A 21,135-nucleotide genomic window follows, 5' to 3' on the forward strand; every position below is an offset into this window, starting at 1 on the left:
TGTGCCGCTTCCACATCACGACGCCTGTGACGGTGGCGACCACAGCTACGACGAGCGCGACAGCGCCGATAACGACAACTCGCCGACGCGGAACATGGGCAGGGCGAGAATCATCCGGCGATGTCCGTTCGGAGGCGGGTAGAGGCGCCGAATAGGTTGGTCGATAGGTGTCTTGGACTCCAAGTATCAGAGCTTCATCGACCCAGAACTGCCAACCGGTCGGGGCCGGCGGCCATGATTGGTCCGGCAGCCAGTCCGGGGTGGGGGTGAAGCCAGGTTCCAGCGGCCAGTTCGGAGGTGCGTTGAAGACCGCTGCCATGGTCCTCGCTTTCGGCTGCCGTCACCGCGTAGCGACCGCGGATTCTGTGACGGACTTTAAGCCCAACCGTGTTTGAGTTATCCGGCCGAACGGTGACCGCACCACATATTCATACGTTCGGTCGATAACGTCCGCCGACGCGCCCGAGGCCCCGATCGACCTGGGCGCGCCGAATCGGACGCCGTCAGTAGCCCCGCGGCAGCGACACGTGCGAACCCGGGGCTGCGAAGATCGTCGGCCCGCGAACATCGTCGGCCTGCATGCCGTCGGCATCGAGAGCGCTGTCGGCGTCATTGCTCGCTTTCGACCACAATCCCGAGGTGTGGCACACCTGGTTAGCAAGGTGAATCTCACATCCGCCGTTCTCGAAGGTGTGGCTGTCGTATTGGACGCCCTGCGTTGGACGTTCTGAACCTGTCACGGCATGTGCCCACGAGCCCTGGGTGCCATCGACGTCAACAGACCCGGGGCTGGTGGTGAGTCCGTCAGCGTGCGCGACGCCTCCCCCGGCGACGGCGGCGAAGAGCGCTGCGCCGCCAATCACCCCAGCGGCGACGATCCTCCGACGGCGATGTGCAAATTGGTTTGCCATGAAATCCTCCGTGTGGTGGTTGATGCACTAGAGGCTTTCATTGCGGGCGGGTGAAAAGTAGCTCTAACTGGGAAAATAGGCCGAGCGATATACGCGCCTGTCGACCGAACGGTAGACAACTTGTGTGATGTGATCGTTTGCTGTACCGGTCAAGGGCGTACCTGAGGTCGTGACCGACGCTCCTGCCGCTCCGTCGCCAACGCCCGGGTCTCCTCCGACAACGGCGCGCCGAGCATCGCGGCGACGGTGTCGACGAGATGGCTGCTGAACAACCGGTCGTCGGCGTGTGGGGCGGTGGCCGCGCGGCGGCCCAACTCCACCGCGGCGTACACCAGCGCGCCCAGCCGCGGATGCAGCGTGACGGCCACCGGATCGAGCATGGGCTCCAGCAGGGCGCGCCAGCGTTGCAGGCTGCCGGACCGGCCGGTGAGGTCGAACGACGGTACCGGCCGGTTCAGCAGGTCGGCGTGGATGCGCAGGAACGCCGGGCCACCGTCGGGGTCGGCGAGCTTGGCGGCCAGTGGGCGGACCAGCGCGGAGGCCATCGCCCGCATCGACGGCCGGGCCTCGCTTTCGATGCCGTCCAACAGGGCATCTCGGCGCGCGTCGACGACCGGCAGGTGCTTGTCGGCGATCGCGGCCAGCACCCCGGCCCGGTCGGTGAAGTGGTACTGCACCGCCATCACATTGCGGGCTCCCGCCTCGCGGGCGATCTCTCGCAGGCTGACCGCGTCGACCCCGCGCTCGGCGAACAACCGCTCGGCGGTGGCCACCAGATTGGCCGACGTGTCGGCGGCCATCTACCGGGCCGTCACAGCTGGGCGACCTCGTGTTCGAGCAGTTCGGCCAGCTTGGCCTGCGCCGCCGCGCGCCGGGTCGGGATGTGCTGCGACGGGAACAGTGTGTGGACGGGCTCGTACTCCTTGAGCGTGCGGCGCGCGACCGTGAGCTTGTGCACCTCGGTCGGCCCGTCGGCGATCGCCAGCGACTCCGCGCCCACCAACATCTTCACAAACGGCATCTCGTCGGAAACCCCAAGCGCCCCATGCAAATGCATGGCACGCTGCACCACGTCGTGCAGCACCTGCGGCATGGCGACCTTCACCGCGGCGATGTCGCGGCGCACCTTCTGATAGTCGTGGTACTTGTCGATCTTCCACGCGGTGCGCAACACCAGCAGCCGGAACTGTTCGATCTGGATCCAGCTGTCGGCGATCTTCTCCTGCGTCATCTGGTAATCGCCGAGGGGACCGCTGCGGGTCTGGCGTGACACCGCCCGCTCGCACATCATGTCGAATGCTTTGCGGGCCAACGCGATCGTCCGCATGGCGTGGTGTACGCGGCCGCCGCCGAGCCGGGTCTGCGCGATCGCGAAAGCCTGCCCCTCGCCGCCGAGCACGTGATCGGCCGGCACCCGGACGTCGTTGTAGCGGATGTAGCCGTGGCCGGCGCGGTCGTCGGACTCGCCGCCGACGCCGACGTTGCGGATGATCTCGATGCCCGGGGTCTCGGCCGGCACGATGAACAGCGACATCTTCTGATGCGTGCGCGCATCAGGATTGGTCACCACCATGACGATGAAGAAGCTGGCGTTGCGGGCGTTGGAGGAAAACCACTTCTCGCCGTTGATGACCCACTCGTCGCCGTCGCGCTCGGCATGGGTGGTGAACAGGCCGGGATCCGAACCGCCGTGCGGCTCGGTCATCGAGTAGCACGACGAGATCTCACCGTCGAGCAGCGGCTGCAGGTAGCGCTTCTTCTGATCCTCGGTACCGAACATCGCGAGGATCTCGGCGTTGCCGGAGTCCGGTGCCTGTGAGCCGAAAACCGAAGGCGCCCAACGGGAGCGGCCGACGATCTCGTTGAGCAACGCCAATTTGACCTGGCCGTAGCCCTGGCCGCCGAGCTCCGGGCTCAGGTGCGCCGCCCACAGGCCCTGCTCGCGCACCTGCTGTTGCAGCGGACGCAGCACCCGCAGCACCTGCGGATTGGTCTTCTCATAGGGGTCCAGCGGGGCGAAGTCCAGCGGCTCGAGCTTGTCTTGCATGAACTCCTCGACCCAGTCGAGTTTCTTCTGGTACTCGGGGTCGGTTTCGAAATCCCACATGGTGACGTCCTCAGATCGGCAGCGTTAAGGCGCCGCGATCATAACTTCATGCATCTGCATTAATCAATGACCGGCGACCACAGGCCCACCAGATCAGGCATGCTTCCACCGTGCTGTTGCTCAGCCGGATCGCCGGTCAGGACGTGCGGGCGGCCGGTGACCGGGTCATCGGCCGACTGGCCGACCTGACCGTGATCCTCAGCCAGCCGTCAGGGCGCCATGTCGTCGAGCGGGTACTGATCACCCGCCGCCACGACGTCCCGCTGCTGGTGCCGTGGGATCAGGTCATCAGCTTCGAGCGCGACCAGCTCACCATCACCGAGGACAACCAGTACACCGACTGTCAGCTGCGTGAGCATGAAATCCGGCTGGTGCGAGACGTATTGGACACCCAGATCGTCGACGTCGTCGGCCAGCGGCTGGCCCGCGTCGCCGACGTGGTGCTGACCCGAACGGATGCCCACCGCCTCGAACTGGTCGGTGTGGAGGTCGGTTTCGGCGCGGTGCTGCGGCGCCTGCGGTTGGAACGGCTCGGCGTGCGCGTCGGTCGCGACATCGTCGACTGGGCAGACCTGCACCTGACCTCCGAACGCGGCCACGCGGCCCAGCTCGCCTGCCCACGCTCGGCCGTGCACCACCTCGACGCTCGCGGCCTGGCCGCACTGGTCAGCCGGGTGGACACCGAATCGGCGACCGAGATACTCGCGGTCAAAGGTGCCGAGCTGGCCGCCGACGTCGTACGCGCCGCGCACCCGTCCGTCGCGGAACGCGTGCTGCGCGCGATGCCGGGCGCCCACGCCGCCCAGATCGTGGCGGCGATGTCCGAGGAACACGCGGGGCGGTGGCGTGAGCGGCTCAGACATGCCCCCGGCCGGCACTTCCTGCGCTCGCGGGTCTGGCCGCGGCGCCGGCACGTGCGCGACGAGACGCCATGACCGCGGCGGGCCGCACCACCACCAGGGTCGGCGCACTGCTCGCCGTCCTCGGACCCGGACTGTTGGCCGGGCTGTCCGACGACGATCCGGCGGGTATCACCACCTATTCGGTGCTCGGCGCCGACCACGGCTACCAATTGCTGTGGGTGCTGCTGCTGTCCACCGTCGCGCTGATCGTCTTCCACAGCCTGGCCGCCAAGATGGGGGTGGTCACCGGCCAAGGGTTGATCGGGTTGGTGCGGCAGCGCTACGGCGTCCGGGTGGGCGCGGCCATCCTGGCCGCCCTGGTGATCGCCAACGTCGGTACCACCTGTGCCGAATTCGCCGGTATTGCAGCCGGATTCGAGCTCTTCGGCATCAGTCGATACATCAGCGTCCCCGCCGCGGCGGTGGCGGTCTCGCTGCTGGTGCTGCGCGGCAGCTTCCACCGCGTCGAGCGGCTGCTGCTGGTGCTGTCCACGGTATTCCTGGCCTACGTCGCCTCCGGTTTTCTGGCCAAACCCGACTGGGGGGCCGCACTGCACGGAACCTTCGTGCCGACGATGCCGATGACCGGGCCGGCGATCGCGATTGTGACGGCCACGCTGGGCACCACGCTGGCGCCGTGGGGGTTGTCGTTCATGCAGTCCTACGCCGTCGACAAGAAACTCCGCACCGAAGACCTTCCGCTGGAACGGGTGGACGTGATCACCGGGGCGGTGCTGACCGGTGTGATCGGGTTCTTCGTGGTGGTCGCCTGCGCGGCAACCCTGCACCGCGACGGGCGGGGCATCACCGACGCCGCCGACGCGGCGGTCGCCCTTCAACCACTGGCCGGCAAGGCGGCGGGCACATTGTTCGCCGTCGGACTGATCGGCGCGGCGTTCCTGGCCGCCTCCATCCTGCCGCTGTCGACGGCCTACGCCGTCTGTGAATACGCGGGTGTGGAGGCCGCGATCGACGATCCCTACCGCGAAGCCCGCACGTTCTATCTGACCTACGGGATCGTCACCGTCGTCGGCGCCGTCATCGTCTTGGCCCCCAATGCGCCGCTAGTGACGATCCTGGTCGGCACCCAGGTGCTCAACGCGGTGTTGCTGGTGCCGCTGCTGATCGCGATGATCGGCATCGGCCGTGATCGCGAACTGATGGGCCGGTTCGCGACGCGGCGCGCGGGGACGGTTCTCTACGGCGTCACCACCGTCGTTGTCGTGGTGTGCGTGGCGGCACTGGGCATCACGACGGCCTTCGGCTGACAGCAGCCGGACCTGGTTTCCGGAGCCGACGGGGCGGCGTGCGTGGTCGAGGCGGCAGGCCCCCTGAGCCACCGTTGCCGGTGTCGCGGTCGGCACCCCTCGCACCGTTGCCGCCCGTGCCGCCTTCGCCGCGACTGTCGCCGCCCCGCCGCTGCTCACGACCTGCACACCCGCCGCGCAGTGGCGCTGCTTGGATGCGTGGAGATAGTGAGCCCCTCCGGTTCCCGGATACCCCATGTGGTATCCCAGATATTCGACGGTATGCCGGTGACATCGGGCGTGGCCACAGTCCCCGGTCACCGGTAGCGAGGGACATTTGTCCCCACCAGAGGTGGCGAATGACTCGCCTCGTGGGCCTATCGCGCGGATATGTCAGGATCGCCGCGTGAGCAACGACGCCACGACAGTCTCCCTGGACGTCGACGACATGGGCGTCGCGTTGATCACCCTGGACGGGCCGGAGCGGCTCAACGCCTTCTCCGCCGGCACCGCCCGCCAACTCGGCCAGGCCTACCGCCGGTGCGACGCCGACGATGCCGTGCGGGTCGTAGTGGTCACCGGCGCCGGCCGGGCGTTCTGTGCAGGGGCCGACATGACCGCCGCCGCGGCGGCGTTCGGCGCCCCCGATCGTGGCTTCAGTGCTTCACCCATCCAGCCGCCGGCCTGGCGGGTGCGCAAGCTGGTCATCGCCGCGATCAACGGCCCCGCGATCGGTATCGGGCTGACCTTGGCGCTGCAGTGTGACATCCGGCTGGTCGCCGAGGACGCCAAGCTCGCGATCCCGCAGGTGCGCCGCGGCATGATCGGCGACTGCGCGGTGCATGACACCCTCAAGCGCGCCGTCGGCCTGGCCGTGGCCGCCGACATCCTGCTCACCGGCCGCACGTTCACCGGCAGTGAGGCCGCGGCGCTGGGGATCGCCAGCCGCGCTCTGCCGGCGGCCGAGGTGCTGCCCGCAGCGCTGGACCTGGCCCGCGACGTGGCACTGGCCGCCAACCCGGCCTCGGTGGCATACAGCAAGCGGCTGCTGTGGACCGAGACCGACATCGACGCGGTGGCCGACGAGGAGACTACGGTGCACCTGAAATTGATGGGCGGCCCGGACGCGGCCGAGGGCCCGGCCGCCTGGCGGGAGAACCGGCCCCCGGTGTGGCGGTCCACGGCCGGCGAGACGGGAGACCCCGCATGACCACCACGGCCGAGGTTCTCTCCGGTATCGACCTGACCGGCCGCACCGTCGTCATCACCGGGGCCTCCACCGGGCTCGGGTTGCAGACCGCCCGCGCCATGCAGGCCGCCGGAGCCGAGATCGTCGCGGCGGTTCGCGATCTGGACAAGACCCGCTCGGTGATCGATTGCGAGACCGTGCACCTCGAACTCGGCGACCTGCGCTCGGCGCGCGCAGCGGCCGAGGCGATCGCGGCCGGTCACGACCGCGTGGACGTGCTCATCAACAACGCCGGGGTGATGGCCCCGCCACTGACTCGCACCGTTCAGGGCTACGAAATGCAGCTCGGCACCAACCATCTCGGCCACTTCGTGTTCACCACCGGACTGGCCGACCGCTTCGTGGACGGCACTCGCATCGTCAACCTCAGCAGCCGCGGACATCAGCTCGGCGGGATCCGTTGGGAGGACCCGAACTACGAGGACGAGACCGCCTACGACAAGTGGCAGGCGTACGGGCAGAGCAAGACCGCCAATGTGCTGTTCACCGTCGAATCGGAACGGCGCTGGGGACCGCGAGGCGTGCATTCGTTCGCCGTGCATCCCGGGGTGGTGTTCACCGATCTGGCCCGGCACATGACCCGCGACGATTTCGGTGCGGGCGGCACGCTGGCCAACCTCGAGGTGACCGACGTCGAACACGGGGCGGCGACCACGGTGTGGGCGGCCACCAGCGGTGAACTCGACGGGCGGGGCGGCCTCTATCTCGAGGACTGCCACGTCGCCGACGCGATGGTCGACGGTGTCGAGGGCGGGTACGCCCCCTGGGCGGTCGACCCCGAGCAGGCCGCCCGGTTGTGGGAGTGGTCTCAGCGCCAGGCCACGCTTAATTTGGGTGACTAGCCTGCAGTGGTGCCCATCGACGTCCGTCCCGCCCGCAAGGCTGACATCCCGGCTTTGGCGCGGGTCCTGGGCCGGGCGTTTCACGACGACCCGGTGATGGCCTGGGTGCAACCCGACGTCGAGCGGCGCAAGGCTGCACTGCCCGGAATGTTCAGCGCGCTGACCCGCCACCACTTCCTGGCCGGTCGCGGAACCGAGGTGGCGGTGTCCGACGACGGCGTCGCGGCGGCCGCGCTGTGGGATCCACCAGGCCGGTGGCAGCAGTCGCCCCGCGAGCAGCTGGCGATGCTGCCCGGCGTCCTGCGCGCCTTCCGCGGCCGGCTGGCCGCCGGGCGGGCGGTGACCGACCTGATGAAAGAGCATCATCCGGAGGAACCCCACTGGTACCTGGGTGTCATCGGCAGCGACCCCAGCGTGCGCGGCGGCGGATTCGGCCACGCGCTGATGTGCTCACGGCTGGATCGCTGCGACGCCGAATACGCCCCGGCCTACCTGGAGTCCAGTAACCCCGACAACATTCCCTACTACCAACGGTTCGGTTTCGAGGTGACCGGGGAGATCACGCTGCCCGAGGGCGGCCCGTCGTTGTGGCCGATGTGGCGCGCATCGCGCTGACGGCGCGGGCGGTATGACCACCCCGACGGCGGCGCAGCCCGTTGGTATGACCCATCCAGCGCGGTAGGGCGTAATCGCCTCGCGTCACGCAGGATTCACATCTGTCGCGATCTTGCCTGAACGTTTGCTGAGTCCCGGAAAATCTTGAATTCAAGTTGGTGAAAACTGCGCATCGCGCGTTCCCCATTGTGATAATCGGGCCAGCAGTGCTTCGGACCATGGCGGTCCCCCGGAGGGGAGGGGATCGGCCATGGTCCGTTGGCTTTTCCTACTCCGTTGCGCGCAGCACGACCATCGATCGGGACTCGACTCGCAGCGGTGTGGACGCTTTCACCGCAGCCGCTTCCTCGATCTCGCCGGCTCCCGCCGACGTGTCAACGACAGGTTGCCAAGCCTTACCAAACTCGGCCGGCGGCAGAACGAACTCGATCGGTTCGTGGTGGGCGTTGAAGCACAGCACGAACGAGTCGTCGGAGACGCGCCGCCCGCGGGCATCGAGATCGGGTATGCCGTGGCCGTTGAGATACACGGCCACCGACTTGCCGAAGCCCGAATCCCAATCCTCGTCGCTCATCTCCGAACCGTCCGGGCGGAACCACGAGATGTCCGGCAGGCCTTCGCTGCCCCGGCGCCGCACCGGTAGGCCGTTGAAGAATCGCCGCCGGCGGAAAACCGGATGGGCCGCGCGCAGTGCCGACACCGACGCCGTGAACTCCAGCAGCTCCTCGTTGGCCGAATCCCAGTCGATCCAGGTGATGTCATTGTCCTGGCAGTAGCCGTTGTTGTTTCCGCCCTGGGTACGGCCCAGTTCGTCGCCGTGGCAGATCATCGGAACGCCTTGGGACAGGATCGTGGTGGCAATCAGGTTGCGCTGCTGACGATCTCGCAGGGCGTTGATCTCGGGGTCATCGGTCGGACCCTCGACGCCGCAGTTCCATGAACTGTTGTTGCTCTCGCCGTCGTTGTTGTCTTCGCCGTTGGCCTCGTTGTGCTTCTCGTTGTAGGACACCAGGTCTCGCAACGTGAAGCCGTCATGGGCGGTGACGAAGTTGATCGATGCGACCGGCCGGCGCGCGGTGTGCTCGTAGAGGTCGGCCGAGCCGGTCAGCCGGGAGGCGAACTCGCCCAGGCTGGCATCTTCGCCGCGCCAGAAGTCGCGGACGGTGTCGCGGTACTTGCCGTTCCACTCCGTCCACTGCGGCGGGAAGTTACCCACCTGATACCCGCCGGGGCCGACGTCCCACGGCTCGGCGATCAGCTTCACCTGGCTGACGGTCGGATCTTGTTGCACGAGTTCGAAGAACGCGCTCAGGCGGTCGACGTCGTAGAACTCGCGGGCCAGGGTCGAGGCGAGGTCGAACCGGAACCCGTCCACGTGCATCTCGGTGACCCAGTACCGCAGCGAGTCCATGATCAGCTGTAGCGAGTGCGGGTGACCGACGTTGAGGCTGTTGCCGGTTCCGGTGTAGTCCATGTAGTAGCGCTTGTCGTCATCGACGAGCCGGTAGTAGGCGGCGTTGTCGATCCCGCGGAAGGACAGCGTCGGCCCCATGTGGTTGCCTTCGGCGGTGTGGTTGTAGACCACGTCGAGAATGACCTCGATGCCGGCTTCGTGCAGCGCCCGCACCATCGCCTTGAACTCCTGCACCTGACCACCCGGCGTCGAACTGGCCGAGTACTTGCTGTCCGGGGCGAAGAACCCAATTGTGTTGTAACCCCAGTAGTTCGACAGGCCCTTGTCGATCAGGGTGGAGTCATTGGCGAAGTGGTGCACCGGCATCAATTCGATAGCGGTGGCGCCGATCGCTTTCAGGTGGTCGATGATCGCCGGGTGTGAGATCGCCGAGTACGTACCTCGAATGGCATCCGGAATGTCGGGATGGGTTTGCGTCAGGCCTTTGACATGCGCCTCATAGATGACGCTATCGGCGTATTCGCGCTGCGGGGGCCGGTCGACGCCCCAGTCGAAGTACGGGTTGATGACCACGGACTTGGGCATGCTTGCCGCGGAGTCGTCATCGTTGCGGCTGTCGGGGTCGCCGAAGTCGTAACCGAACAGCGACTGGTTCCAGTCGAAACGGCCGTCGATAGCCTTGGCGTACGGGTCGAGCAGCAGCTTGTTGGGATTGCAGCGGTGCCCTTCGGCGGGATCGTGCGGGCCGTGCACGCGGTACCCGTAGCGCTGGCCGGGTTCGATGCCCGGCAGGTATCCGTGCCAGACGAATCCGTCCACTTCGGGAAGGGCCACGCGCGTCTCGGCGCCGTCGTCGTCGAACAGACACAGCTCCACCCGCTCGGCCACTTCGGAGAACAGCGCGAAGTTGGTGCCGTAGCCGTCGTAGGAGGCGCCCAAGGGGTAGGCCTTACCAGGCCATACCTCGATAGCAGCGTTGGTCACGTGGGACTCCCTAGTTAGACGGGCTGGACTGTGGCGTGTACCCCGGAATGGGTCGCGCCAAATCAGTCAGAACAGGTTTGTGACAGGGGTGACAATTGACGTCACGGAGTTGCTTCGTGACCGGGTCGGCCGCTGGTCCGGCGGCGCTCTTTCATCTCGGCTTCGAACACGTGGCGATGCCCGTCCATCAGCTGATCACGCACGTCGCGCTCGTGTTGGCGCAGCACTGACCAGTAGTCGTCGTCGAATTCCTCGACGACCTGGAAGGTCCAGCGGCCGTGGAGAACATTGCGGCCGACCATGTCCTCGGTCAAGCGATCGGCGATGTCGGCGTGACCGGCATCGCGCAGCTTGTCGCAGGCCTCCCCGAGCAGCAGGTCGGCGTGGCCCATCAGCTGGTGGAAGGAGTACAGGTGGCCGCGGGCGCGCTCCACGTACTCCAGTGCCTCGGACAGTGATCCGACCGCTTCGACGGTGTCGTCGTCGACGCCCTCGGGCCGACGGCTCAGGGAATCCTCGCCGCTCATGTGCCGGCCTGCCTTTCGTGTCCCGGACGTAACGCAGTGGCCCGTTTCGGCTGCTGCACCGCCCGGCTCATGGGCAGTCTCTACCCGGCTGTGGACAGGGCAAAACCCCACTCAGAGCAGGGCGGCGATCGGTGAACCGTCGAGGTTGTCGAGCAGCTCCTGCACGTCGTCGAATACGGCTGCAGCTCCGGCCTTTTCGAGTTCGCCTCTACCGACGCCGCCAGACAGCACCGCGATGCACGGCACCCCGGCGCGGGCGCTGGCCTCCACATCCCAGACGGTGTCGCCGATGAACACCGCCTGCTGCGCCGACACCCCGGCCTTCTTCAGTGCGACGTTGACGATGTCGGGCCGGGGTTTGGCCTCCTCGACGTCTTCGGACGAGGTGATGGCCGACACGAGCTCGTCGCAGTCGAGCGTTGTGCGCAACATGGCCAGTTCGTTCTCCGGCGCTGAGGTCGCCAGCACGACCTGCAGGCCCAGGTCGGCAACACGCTGCAGCAGTCCGCGCGCCCCGGGCAGCGTGGTCAGCAGATCGGCGCAGGCCTCGTAGTGGCGGGTGTGGAAGTCCTTGAGCCGCTTCTGCACATCGTCGTCGGCGCCGCCGGACAGTTCCTCGACCAAGGTGGACCCGTCCATGCCGATCGAGCGGTGGACATGCCAGGCCTGAACCGGCAGGCCGACCTCGTGGAAGGCCTGCTGCCAGGCATGGACGTGGAGGTAGTTCGAGTCGACGAGGGTGCCGTCGATGTCGAAGAGCACTGCGGGCTTGGCCATGCGGGATGGGGTACCCGGTTTCAGGGCGGGTTCTCAGGCCTCGGGCGCGTTGTCGTCGGCCGGCAGCGCCTCGTCATCCTCGTCGACCACCGGCGCGGGCTCCCAGGCATTGACACCGACGGTGATCATCCGCAGCTGTTTGACCGCGGTGCGCTTGATCTCGTCGAGCGCGGCCGCGTCGTGGGCGTCCTCGATGGCCTCGGCGATGATGATCATCGAGTTCACGAACAGACTGGCCAGGATGTTGAGGTCCTCGGTGCTCCACTCGTTGAGCCCAGGGAACCGCGCGAGGTCGGTGGCGAGCTCCGAGGTGATCAGCCGGATCTCGGTGCGGATCGCATAGCGCAGCACCGTCACGCCGCTGGAGCGCTCGCGCCCGATGAACCGCCAGTGCTCACGCTGCTCGGCCACCCCGGCGACCAGGATGTCGACCGTGGACTCGATGACGCGGTTCGGGTCGAGCTTGCCCGCGCGGGCGCTGCGCAGCATCTCGCGCAAGGTGCGGAAGGACTCGTCGATCAGAACCAGGCCGAGGGCGTCCATCGACTCGAAGTGGCGGTAGAACGCGGCAGGCACGATCCCGGCCTCGCGGGTGACTTCACGCAGGCTCAGACCGCTGAAGCTGCGCTCGTCGAGGAGCTTCAATGCGGCCGCGATGATGGCCCGGCGGGTGGCCTCTTTGCGCTCTTCCCGCGATGGTGTTTCGCGAGAGCGTGACTTCCCTGAACGCTCGCGACGTGAGCTGGGCGTACGACTGTTCACTGGTGTGAACCCTACCACAGACTGGTCGGATTCCTTGACGACGTGCACTTTCACGACACAGAGTGTACACATGTTCACTCAAATCTTGACCGAGAAGGTGCTCCGCTCGCCGCTGGTCGATCTGCTCACCGGTCCGCATGGCGTGGACCGTTACACCGAGCTGGTGGACGCGACTTGGACCACCGACGCCCGCGCCAGGGTGGTCGACGTACGACGCTCCACCCCGCGCAGCGTCACCCTGCTCCTCGACCCCAATGCCGCTGTCACCGGCTACCGCGCCGGCCAGCATCTGAACCTGACGGTGGAGATCGACGGCCGCCGCCACACCCGCTGTTACTCACCGGCCAGCGCCGAGGGGTCCCCGCTGATCGAATTGACGATCGGATCCCATGACGGCGGCCTGGTGTCCAACCACCTCTACCGCCACGCCCGCCCCGGCATGGTCGTCGACCTGTCCGACCCGGCCGGCGACTTCGTCCTGCCCGAGGCCAGGCCCCAGCGCATCCTGTTCGTCTCCGGCGGCAGCGGCATCACCCCGGTGATGTCGATGCTGCGCACCCTGCAGGCCGAAGGCTTCGACGGCGAGATCGCCTTCATCCACTACGCCCGCACTCCGGCCGAAGCCTGCTACCGAGCCGAACTGGCCGCCACCGGTGTCCGGGTGCTGCACGGCTACACCCGCGCACCGGGCGGCGAGCTCGACGGCCGCTTCGGGCCCGAGCACCTTCAGGTCGCGATGCCCGATGCCGACGCCGTCTACGTGTGCGGGCCGCCCGCACTGGTCGAGGCGGTGCGCGAACACTGCCCGAACGCCTTCTCGGAGAGCTTTGTCCCGGTGCCCTTCGTGGTGCCCGATGCTCCGTCGGGTGGCCGAATCAGCTTCCGGGACAGCGGCATCGACGCGCAAGACGACGGACGTCCCCTCCTGGACCAGGCGGAGGACGCTGGTCTGAACCCCACCAGTGGATGCCGAATGGGCATCTGCCACACCTGCACCCGCCGTAAGCATCGCGGCGCCGTGCGCAACCTGACCACCGGAACGATCTCCACCGCCGACGAGGAGGACGTGCAGATCTGCGTGTCCGTGCCTGTCGGCGACGTCGAGATCGCGCTCTGAGCAGAAAGGGACGAACCATGAACACCCAACACGTCACACTGACCCGCGAGCAGGCCGACGAGTTCGGCCGTGAACTCGACGCGATCAAGGAACAGGTGATCGCCGACCTCGGCCAGACCGACGTCGACTACATCCGCCGGGTTATCAAGGCCCAGCGCGCCATGGAGATCGGCGGCCGCGCATTGCTGATGGCCGGCATCTTCCCCCCTGCCTGGCTGGCCGGAACCGCGCTGCTCGGGATCTCGAAGATCTTGGACAACATGGAGATCGGCCACAACGTCATGCATGGGCAGTACGAGTGGACCGGCGACCCGGCCCTGCGCGGCCGCACCTTCGAGTGGGACACCGCGTGCCCGGCCGACCAGTGGCGGCACTCGCACAACTTCTCTCACCACACCTTCACCAATATCGTTGGTATGGACCGCGATATCGGCTATGGCATCCTGCGAATGAGCCCCGATCAGCCGTGGCGACCCTATTACCTGGGCAACCCGGTGTACGCCTTCCTGCTGATGGTGCTGTTCCAGTACGGCGTCGCACTGCACGAGCTGGAGGCCGACCGCATCCGTTCCGGTGAGATCTCGCTGGCCGACAAGCGCGAGATCGCCAGTGAAATCTGGCGCAAGACCCGTCGCCAGCTCCTCAAGGACTATGTGGCGTTCCCGTTGCTCGCCGGACCGATGGCACCGTTCGTGTTCACCGGCAACATGACGGCCAACCTGATCCGCAACGTGTGGTCGTACATGATCATCTTCTGCGGGCACTTCCCGGACGGCACACAGGAATTCACTATTGAGGAAACTCGTAACGAGTCTCGTGGCCAGTGGTACTTCCGCCAGATCCTCGGTTCGGCCAACCTGACCGGCGGCAAGCTGTTCCACCTGCTGTCGGGCAACCTGTCCCACCAGATCGAGCACCATCTGTTCCCGGACGTGCCGGCGCGCCGGTACGCCGAGATGGCCCCGCACGTCCGCGAGGTGTGCGAGCGCTACGGCATCCCCTACAACGCAGGACCGCTGCCCAAGCAGTTCGGCACCGTGATTCGCAAGATCGTCAAGCTGGCGCTACCCACCCGCCAGCGCAGCGAGGATGCCGCGCTGGTCGAGGCGGCCTGATCACTTGGGCCGGGACAGGTCGTAGACATCGTCGTCGCCGACCTGGGTGACCGTGAACGTCGCGCTCACCCAGTCGGTGATGCCAGTGTGGTTGCGGTTGATGCCCGGCCACCCGCCGGCCTTGCCCCGCCAGTCCCGCTCGACGATGTAGTAGGCCACCTTGCCCGCCGCCACATCCGCCTTGAACTGCCCCAGGCTCGGGGCGGGGTCACTGCCGGTGAAGCCGCCGACGGCCATCACCGCTGTGCCGGTGGATAATTCAAGAGCAGCGGCGGCGGACGAGCCGGAGATCGCCGCAGACCACCGCGTGGTGGTGGCGCGCAGCAGGGCGTCCAGTTTCGGATTGTCCTTCGACTCACCGAACCCCGCGCCGAAGCCGGTCGTCGATCGGGCCGGGCCGACGGTCGGCCCGCCACCGCGATGCGGAGCGCCGAGCGTGGCGACGGCGTAGGCGGTCGGCCCGGCCAGGACCGCCACCACACCCAATGCCGCGGCGGCCACCGCGACCCTGCGGCGCCGCGGCGCCGGCAAGGCCAGCGCGACGGCGGCCAGCACGGTCACTACCAGGACCGTCCACCGCAGGGCGGGCAACCAGTCCTCGTTGCGGCCGAGCACCCACCAACTCCAGATGCCGGTCACCGCGATCAGCCCCGTCAACCCGGCCCGGCCGAACCAGGACTGTCTGCGCGCCCACATCTGTTGGGCGCCAATGGCAACCGTGCCGGCCACCGCGGGTGCCAGCGACAGGCAGTAGTACGGGTGCACCATGCCCTTCATATAGCTGAGCACCACACCGTCGATCACCAGCCAGCCGCCGAACAGAAGGACACCGGCCCGCACCGGGTCGGTGCGCGGTGCGCGACCGCGGGCGATCAGCACCAGAACCAGACTGAGCAGAGCTGCCGGTATCAACCAGCCGATCTCGAAACCGAACTCACCCGCGAACAGCCGGCCCAGACCTTCCTTCTGGTTGCCCATGCCGCCGAAGCCGCCGAGGTGGCGGAGCTGGCTGCCGGCCGAGTTGCCGAGCGGATCGCCGGGCCCGAAATTCATGTGATTGCGGCCGAGAACGCGCGCGAAGCCGTTGTAGCCCAGCACCAGATTCATGAAGTTGTCATCGGTCGACCCGGCGATGTAGGGGCGCGACGACGACGGCCACACCAGGGTCAGGACCACGAACCAGCCGGCCGACACCACGAAGGCGGCCGCGGCGCCCAGCAGGTGCAGCAGCCGCCGGCGCAGCGGCGTCGGTGCCGCGATCAGATAGGCCAGGCCCACCGCCGGCGCGATCATCAGGCCTTCCAGCATCTTGGCCAGGAACGCGAACCCGAGCGCGACACCGGCCCACGCCAGCCACTTGCCTCCTGCTCGTTCCAGCGCGCGCACTGTGCAGTACGCCGAGGCCATCATCAGCAGCACCATCGCGGCGTCGGGGTTGTTGAACCGGAACATCAGCGCGGCGACCGGGGTGAGCGCCAGCGCGGCGCCGGCCAGCAAGCCGGCCCGCGGGCCGCAGATGCGCGCGATCGCGGAGTAGAGCAGCCACACCGTCGCCACGGCCATCAACGCCTCGGGCACCAGCATGCTGGCACTACTGAAGCCGAACAGCTGCCCGGACAGACCCATCACCCACTGCGACACCGGGGTTTGTCGACGGTGATGAAGTTGGCTGAATCGAGCGAGCCGAACAGCAGCGCCTCCCAGTTCTTCGAGCCGGCCTGAGCGGCGCCGGCGTAGAACTGGTTGCCCATCCCGTTGACGGTGATGTTCCACAGGTACATGACCGTGGTCGCGACGAGCAGCACCACCAGCCCGATGCGATCCGATCGCGACGGGCTGGCCACCGCGCGATCGACCTCGGCGGAATCCTGCGGTGCTTGGGCTGGAAACGTCGTTGTCACATGGACTATTGACCCATTCACGGCTGACCGTTGGCTGACAAGGGGCTGGGAGCCGCCGGCCCTCCGCCGCAGTGGGTGTGGGGCGGTGGGTGTTGCGGATTTGGGACTCGACCGTTACGACTCGCTGCTCGCCTGGGCCCGCGTGCTGTGTCAGCGTCGACGCTGTGGCCGCGAACGACGCGAGAAAGACCGATAACCGACTAGCCGCTCGATGTGCGGCGGTGGCGTCGATCGGTGCCGCGGTCATCCACTTCGCCGTCGCGCCCATGCACTGGAAGGACTGGGTGCCCGCCGGGGTGTTCTTCGCGTCGATCGCGGGCTTCCAGCTCGCGTGGGGATTTCTCGCCTGGTCACGACCGACGCGGCTGTTGCTGGCGGCCGGGATCGCCGGCAACGTCGGTTCCGCCGCCCTGTGGGTGGTGTCCAGGACTGCGGGTGCGCCGTTCGGTCCCAACGCAGGTGCGGCGGAGGCCGTGGAAGCGGCAGGCATCTGTGTTCTCCTCCTGCAGTGCTACGTGGTCATGGGTGCCGCGTGGGTGTTGCTTCGGCGCTACCGGGCGCCCGCTCTTTCGGGTGTCGGGCGGACGCTGGTACTTGTGGGCGCGAACACCGTGATGGCGCTCGCCGTCACCGCCGGCCTGGCGTCCGGCCTCCAGGGCCACCAGCATCACCATGGCGCGCCCGTCGACGCCGAGGCCGGACGCGACCCGGCGCACGAGGCACACGGGGTCACTGATCACGGCTCGACGCCCGCGGTCACCGAGCCGGGTCGACCGGTTACGGACATGGGGCTGAGCACCGGCGGCGATCACGCTCCGTCCGGGTCTGACGGGCATCAGCACGATCACCACGACTAACCGCTCCCCGACACACACGCATCGCAACGCCATGTCGGCACCGGTTCTGCGCCCTCGTTGAGGGCGTTCTTTATCGAATCTTCACAGAACCACTACGACACACCTGCCGGAGCCTGGTGAAGCTGGGTGGGGATCGACTGATCCGATGCGACGAAAGGGATGTGTTGTGAACAAAGCCAGGACTGTGGTGACCGGGGTGGCCGCGTTGGCTGCGGTTGCCGCCATCGGCGCGTGTAGCAACTCGGGCACCAAGGACGCGGCGTCGCCGTCGGCGACGTCCACTGTCCAGAGTTCGACCACGGCGCCGGTAGCCGCGCACAATCAGGCCGACATGATGTTCGCCCACATGATGATTCCGCATCATCGGCAGGCGATCGAGATGAGCGACATGATCCTGGCCAAGCAGGGCATCGATGCTCGGGTGGTGGACCTGGCCAAGCAGATCAAGGCGGCGCAGGGCCCGGAGATCGACACGATGCAGGGTTGGCTGAATCAGTGGGGAATGCCCGGGATGCCGGGCATGACCAACATGCCGGGGATGAACGGTACGACCGGCAGCGCGCCCTCAGACCACGGCGGCATGCACGGGTCGGACACCCCCACAGCGGCACCGACCACCTCGACCATGCCGATGCCGGGTATGCCCGGAATGGATGACATGCCAGGTATGGACGGGATGATGTCCCCGGCCGATATGCAGGCACTCCAGAACGCCCAAGGCGTCGAGGCCAGCAAGCTGTACCTGACCCAGATGATCAAGCATCACCAGGGTGCAATCACCATGGCGCAGAACGAGATCAAGGACGGCCAGTTCGCCGACGCCATCGCCCTCGCCAAGTCGATCGCCACCAGCCAGCAAAAGGAGATCGGTACCATGAATCAGATTCTGAGCTCCCTGTAGTCGGAGCAGACAGTCACGCGTACTCGCGCTGATTGCCGCGGCGAGCTCCGGCGACCGGCAGGCTGGGCACCGTCACCGTGAAGGTGGTGCCTTCCCCGGGGCCGGGGCTGGTCGCGGTGATGGTGCCGCCGTGCGCCTCGGTCAACGCCTTGGCGATCGCGAGGCCGATGCCGGAGCCGCCCCGGTCACGATTACGCGCCGAGTCGGCACGGTAGAAGCGCTCGAAGATGTGCGGTAGGTGCTCTGCGGCAACACCCTCGCCGTCGTCACTCACCGTGAAGACGACCTCGCTGCCCACGGGCGCCGCGGCGAGTCGAACGTGACCGCCAGGCGCAGTGTGACGTAATGCATTGTCCAGCAGGTTGTTCAACACCTGCGTGAGGCGTTGACGGTCGGCCCAGAACCGGGTGCCCTCACTCACCTGAATGCTCAGTGCAACGTTCTTCGCAGCGTAGCGGTCGGCCAGCGCGGCGCTGACGGAGCGGGCGACCTCGTCGGCATCGACCCATCCCGGGGTGATCGTGGCGTGAGCGTCTTCGGCCTGGGCCAGGGCGGCGGCGTCGGCGGAGAAGCGCACCAGCCGGCCGGTCTGCTCTCGCAACATCGCGATCGTCGGCTGGTCCAGGACCTTCACGCCGTCCTCAACGGCTTCCAGATAGGCCTCCAGCACGGCCACCGGTGTCCGGATCTCGTGAGCGAGATCGCCGAACAGCTGGCGCCGGCTCGATTCCACAGCTTGCAGCCGAGCTGCCATCTTGTTGAAAGCTGTTGCCATATCGTCGAATTCACGGCCGAGTCGAGGTGGTGCGACACGGATGTCGTAGCGGCCCTCGGCCACCGCCGACGCGGCTGCCGAGACCTCGGCGACGGAGTGCTGCAGCCGCCGGCTCAGGTAAGCGGTGGCGATCAGCGCGGTGAGGGCGGCCACCGTGATCGCGACTCCGATGGAGAGTGCGGTGGCGTGCTGGTAGGCCTGCTCGGCGTGATACTGCTCGTTGGAATCATGGGCGACGCCGGCCATGTGGAGATGCTCTCGGAACAACGGCGGCCCCACCACTGATGCGACCACCCACGTGGTCACCCCGCCGGCCAACAGGACCAGCGTCTGCGCGAGCAGCAGCCGCCGGCGCATGCCGAATCCGCTGACCGCGGTCACCGGCACGTGCGGCGATGCCTGCGAGGGAAGATTCATGCCTTCATCGTGCCGCGCCTGGGCGGCATGGCGCGGTCTTGAGCGAATCTTCATAGAACCAACACCAAACCCGCTGTGGGTCCTCCGCAATCTGGGAGACGAACCCGTGAGAAGACAGGATTGGTGATGAGTCGACAGGCGCTGACTCGGCGCGGCTTTCTGGCGGCAGGAGTACTTGGTGGCGCGGCGTTGGTGGCCTGCGGTCGGTCGACCAACCCCGGGGCCACCGGTGGCTCCGCGTCGCCGGGTGCGATCGCCGCGGCGGAGGCGGCCCGACCGCACACCGGCAGGACAGTCACCGCGCACCTGGCCCCGGGTCCTGCCGACATCGACCTCGGCGGGACCAGGGCGCGGACGCTGGCCTACAACGGTCAGGTCCCGGGCCCGCTGATCAGGGCCAACGTCGGTGACGACATCGCGGTCATCGTCGACAACGGACTCGATCACCCGACCTCGGTGCACTGGCACGGGATCGCGTTGCGCAACGACATGGACGGCGCCGCCCCGGCCAGTCCGAACATCGCACCCGCCAGCGGCTTCACCTATCGGTTCAGCTCCCCCCATCCCGGTACGTACTGGGCGCACCCGCATACCGGGCTGGACACCGACTTCGGCTTGTATGTGCCGGTCATCATCGACGATCCGGCAGAGCCGGGACGCTACGACGCCGAGTGGATCGTGATGCTCGACGACTGGACCTCCGGCGTCGGAACCAGCCCGCAACAGATCTTCACGGGGCTGCAGTCGATGGGCGGCATGGGGCAGATGCAGATGCCGGGGATGGGCGGCATGGGACACATGCCGGGCATGGGCGGTATGGGATCGATGCCGGGCGTCCCCGGCGTCGGCGGTGTGGGAACCAGTGACGTGCTCGGCGGTGACGCCGGCGATGTCAGCTACCCGTACTACATCATCAACGGCCGCGTCCCGTCGGCCGCGACGACATTCACCGCGAAACCCGGGAACCGCATTCGTATTCGGATCATCAACGCCGCCGCCGATACCGCGTTCCGGGTCGCGCTGGCCGGGCATCGCATGACCGTCACCCACACCGATGGATTCCCTGTCCGGCCGGAGGACGTCGATGCGCTCCTGGTGGGTATGGGTGAGCGTTACGACGTCATCGTGACCGCGGGTGACGGAGTGTTTCCGCTCGTTGCCGCGGCGGAGGGTAAGAACGCTGTCGCACGTGCGCTGTTGTCGACCGGCGGCGGGAGCGCTCCGGACGCCGCGTTCCGGCCTCCGCAACTCGCCGGGCGGACCGGAACGGTCGACACCTTCACTGCCACAACGGAAGTCCAGCTGCCGGGCACCAGCGACCACGCATTGCAGGTTCGGCTCTCGGGCATGATGATGCGGTACGACTGGATGATCAACGGCCGGCCCTATGACCAGACGGTTCCGCTGAGCGTCCACCAGGGCCAGAACGTGACGCTGACGTTCGTCAACGACTCCATGATGTGGCATCCGATGCACCTGCACGGCCACACCTTCCAGGTGCTCAAGCCAGATGGCAGCGCAGGACCGCGGAAGGACACCGTGATCGTCAAACCGATGCAGACGGTGGTGGTGAGGATGGTCGCGGACAACCCTGGCGTCTGGATGCTGCACTGTCACAACGCTTACCACATGGAAGCCGGCATGATGACCACCCTGAACTATGCCGGCTAGCGGGCGAGGAACGGCGATCTTGATCGGAGACGCGCTGCCGCGGA

The 21,135-nt window shown here is 67.2% G+C and carries 18 protein-coding genes and 1 pseudogene; 10 read left to right on the top strand and 9 right to left on the bottom strand.

Going from position 1 to position 21,135, the window contains the following annotated elements:
- Positions 1-503: 503 nt before the first annotated feature.
- The 3 genes from D3H54_RS00740 to D3H54_RS00750 all read right to left on the bottom strand — a co-directional run bounded on the left by D3H54_RS00740 (position 504) and on the right by D3H54_RS00750 (position 3,018).
- The gene (locus tag D3H54_RS00740) at positions 504-911 is read right to left on the bottom strand and encodes a hypothetical protein (protein ID WP_149377422.1); all 408 of its coding nucleotides are present in this window, start codon (positions 909-911) and stop codon (positions 504-506) included.
- A gap of 149 nt (positions 912-1,060) precedes the next feature.
- Positions 1,061-1,711 (bottom strand): TetR/AcrR family transcriptional regulator, encoded by a 651-nt coding sequence (locus D3H54_RS00745; protein WP_149377423.1) that lies wholly within the window; start codon positions 1,709-1,711, stop codon positions 1,061-1,063.
- 11 nt (positions 1,712-1,722) lie between these two features.
- Positions 1,723-3,018: an acyl-CoA dehydrogenase family protein gene (locus D3H54_RS00750; RefSeq protein WP_149377424.1), complete on the bottom strand. Its 1,296-nt coding sequence runs from the start codon at positions 3,016-3,018 to the stop codon at positions 1,723-1,725.
- Between the two features lie 110 nt (positions 3,019-3,128).
- Between D3H54_RS00750 and D3H54_RS00755 the strand changes: the two genes are divergently transcribed.
- The 5 genes from D3H54_RS00755 (at position 3,129) to D3H54_RS00775 (ending at position 7,873) form a co-directional block, all read left to right on the top strand.
- Positions 3,129-3,953, top strand: a complete 825-nt coding sequence (locus tag D3H54_RS00755; RefSeq protein WP_149377425.1) for a magnesium transporter — start codon at positions 3,129-3,131, stop codon at positions 3,951-3,953.
- A complete protein-coding gene (locus D3H54_RS00760; RefSeq protein ID WP_149377426.1) occupies positions 3,950-5,188 on the top strand; it encodes an NRAMP family divalent metal transporter in 1,239 nt (412 codons plus the stop codon). Before D3H54_RS00755 ends, D3H54_RS00760 begins: the two co-directional genes overlap by 4 nt.
- Before the next feature lie 427 nt (positions 5,189-5,615).
- On the top strand, positions 5,616-6,377 hold the full coding sequence (locus D3H54_RS00765) for an enoyl-CoA hydratase/isomerase family protein (protein WP_149383267.1): 762 nt from the start codon (positions 5,616-5,618) through the stop codon (positions 6,375-6,377).
- On the top strand, positions 6,374-7,258 hold the full coding sequence (locus D3H54_RS00770; RefSeq protein WP_149377427.1) for an SDR family NAD(P)-dependent oxidoreductase: 885 nt from the start codon (positions 6,374-6,376) through the stop codon (positions 7,256-7,258). The genes D3H54_RS00765 and D3H54_RS00770 overlap by 4 nt, the downstream gene beginning before the upstream one ends.
- 9 nt (positions 7,259-7,267) lie before the next feature.
- Positions 7,268-7,873, top strand: coding sequence for a GNAT family N-acetyltransferase (locus D3H54_RS00775; RefSeq protein ID WP_149377428.1), 606 nt, complete (start codon positions 7,268-7,270; stop codon positions 7,871-7,873).
- Positions 7,874-8,141: 268 nt separating this feature from the next.
- Here D3H54_RS00775 and glgX read toward each other — a convergent pair whose 3' ends face one another.
- The 4 genes from glgX to D3H54_RS00795 all read right to left on the bottom strand — a co-directional run bounded on the left by glgX (position 8,142) and on the right by D3H54_RS00795 (position 12,337).
- Entirely contained in the window at positions 8,142-10,271 is a 2,130-nt protein-coding gene (gene glgX / locus D3H54_RS00780; protein WP_149377429.1) for a glycogen debranching protein GlgX, read from the bottom strand.
- 101 nt (positions 10,272-10,372) lie between these two features.
- Entirely contained in the window at positions 10,373-10,798 is a 426-nt protein-coding gene (locus D3H54_RS00785) for a hypothetical protein (RefSeq protein WP_149377430.1), read from the bottom strand.
- A gap of 111 nt (positions 10,799-10,909) precedes the next feature.
- Positions 10,910-11,575, bottom strand: a complete 666-nt coding sequence (locus D3H54_RS00790; protein ID WP_149377431.1) for an HAD family hydrolase — start codon at positions 11,573-11,575, stop codon at positions 10,910-10,912.
- Positions 11,576-11,608: 33 nt separating this feature from the next.
- Positions 11,609-12,337 carry a TetR family transcriptional regulator gene (locus D3H54_RS00795; protein ID WP_149383268.1) on the bottom strand — a complete coding sequence of 243 codons (729 nt, stop codon included), beginning with the start codon at positions 12,335-12,337 and terminating at the stop codon, positions 11,609-11,611.
- 70 nt (positions 12,338-12,407) lie between these two features.
- Here D3H54_RS00795 and D3H54_RS00800 point away from each other — a divergent pair, with 70 nt between their 5' ends.
- Positions 12,408-13,454, top strand: a complete 1,047-nt coding sequence (locus D3H54_RS00800) for a ferredoxin reductase (protein ID WP_149377432.1) — start codon at positions 12,408-12,410, stop codon at positions 13,452-13,454.
- A gap of 17 nt (positions 13,455-13,471) precedes the next feature.
- On the top strand, positions 13,472-14,569 hold the full coding sequence (locus D3H54_RS00805) for a fatty acid desaturase family protein (protein WP_149377433.1): 1,098 nt from the start codon (positions 13,472-13,474) through the stop codon (positions 14,567-14,569).
- Here D3H54_RS00805 and D3H54_RS00810 read toward each other — a convergent pair.
- Positions 14,570-16,470: pseudogene (locus tag D3H54_RS00810) on the bottom strand (ArnT family glycosyltransferase).
- A 221-nt stretch (positions 16,471-16,691) separates the two neighbouring features.
- Between D3H54_RS00810 and D3H54_RS00815 the strand changes: the two are divergent.
- Positions 16,692-17,327, top strand: coding sequence for a hypothetical protein (locus tag D3H54_RS00815; RefSeq protein WP_149377434.1), 636 nt, complete (start codon positions 16,692-16,694; stop codon positions 17,325-17,327).
- Positions 17,328-17,472: 145 nt separating this feature from the next.
- Positions 17,473-18,228 carry a DUF305 domain-containing protein gene (locus tag D3H54_RS00820; RefSeq protein ID WP_210419629.1) on the top strand — a complete coding sequence of 252 codons (756 nt, stop codon included), beginning with the start codon at positions 17,473-17,475 and terminating at the stop codon, positions 18,226-18,228.
- 13 nt (positions 18,229-18,241) lie between these two features.
- On the opposite strand, the gene D3H54_RS00825 is transcribed toward D3H54_RS00820, so the two are convergent.
- A complete protein-coding gene (locus D3H54_RS00825) occupies positions 18,242-19,420 on the bottom strand; it encodes a sensor histidine kinase (protein WP_286199067.1) in 1,179 nt (392 codons plus the stop codon).
- 126 nt (positions 19,421-19,546) lie between these two features.
- Between D3H54_RS00825 and D3H54_RS00830 the strand changes: the two genes are divergently transcribed.
- Complete coding sequence (locus tag D3H54_RS00830) at positions 19,547-21,091, top strand: multicopper oxidase family protein (protein WP_149377436.1); 1,545 nt, start codon at positions 19,547-19,549, stop codon at positions 21,089-21,091.
- Positions 21,092-21,135: the final 44 nt, after the last annotated feature.

Origin of the sequence: Mycobacterium sp. ELW1 (assembly GCF_008329905.1) — a bacterium.
In the GTDB taxonomy this organism is placed as follows: domain Bacteria; phylum Actinomycetota; class Actinomycetes; order Mycobacteriales; family Mycobacteriaceae; genus Mycobacterium.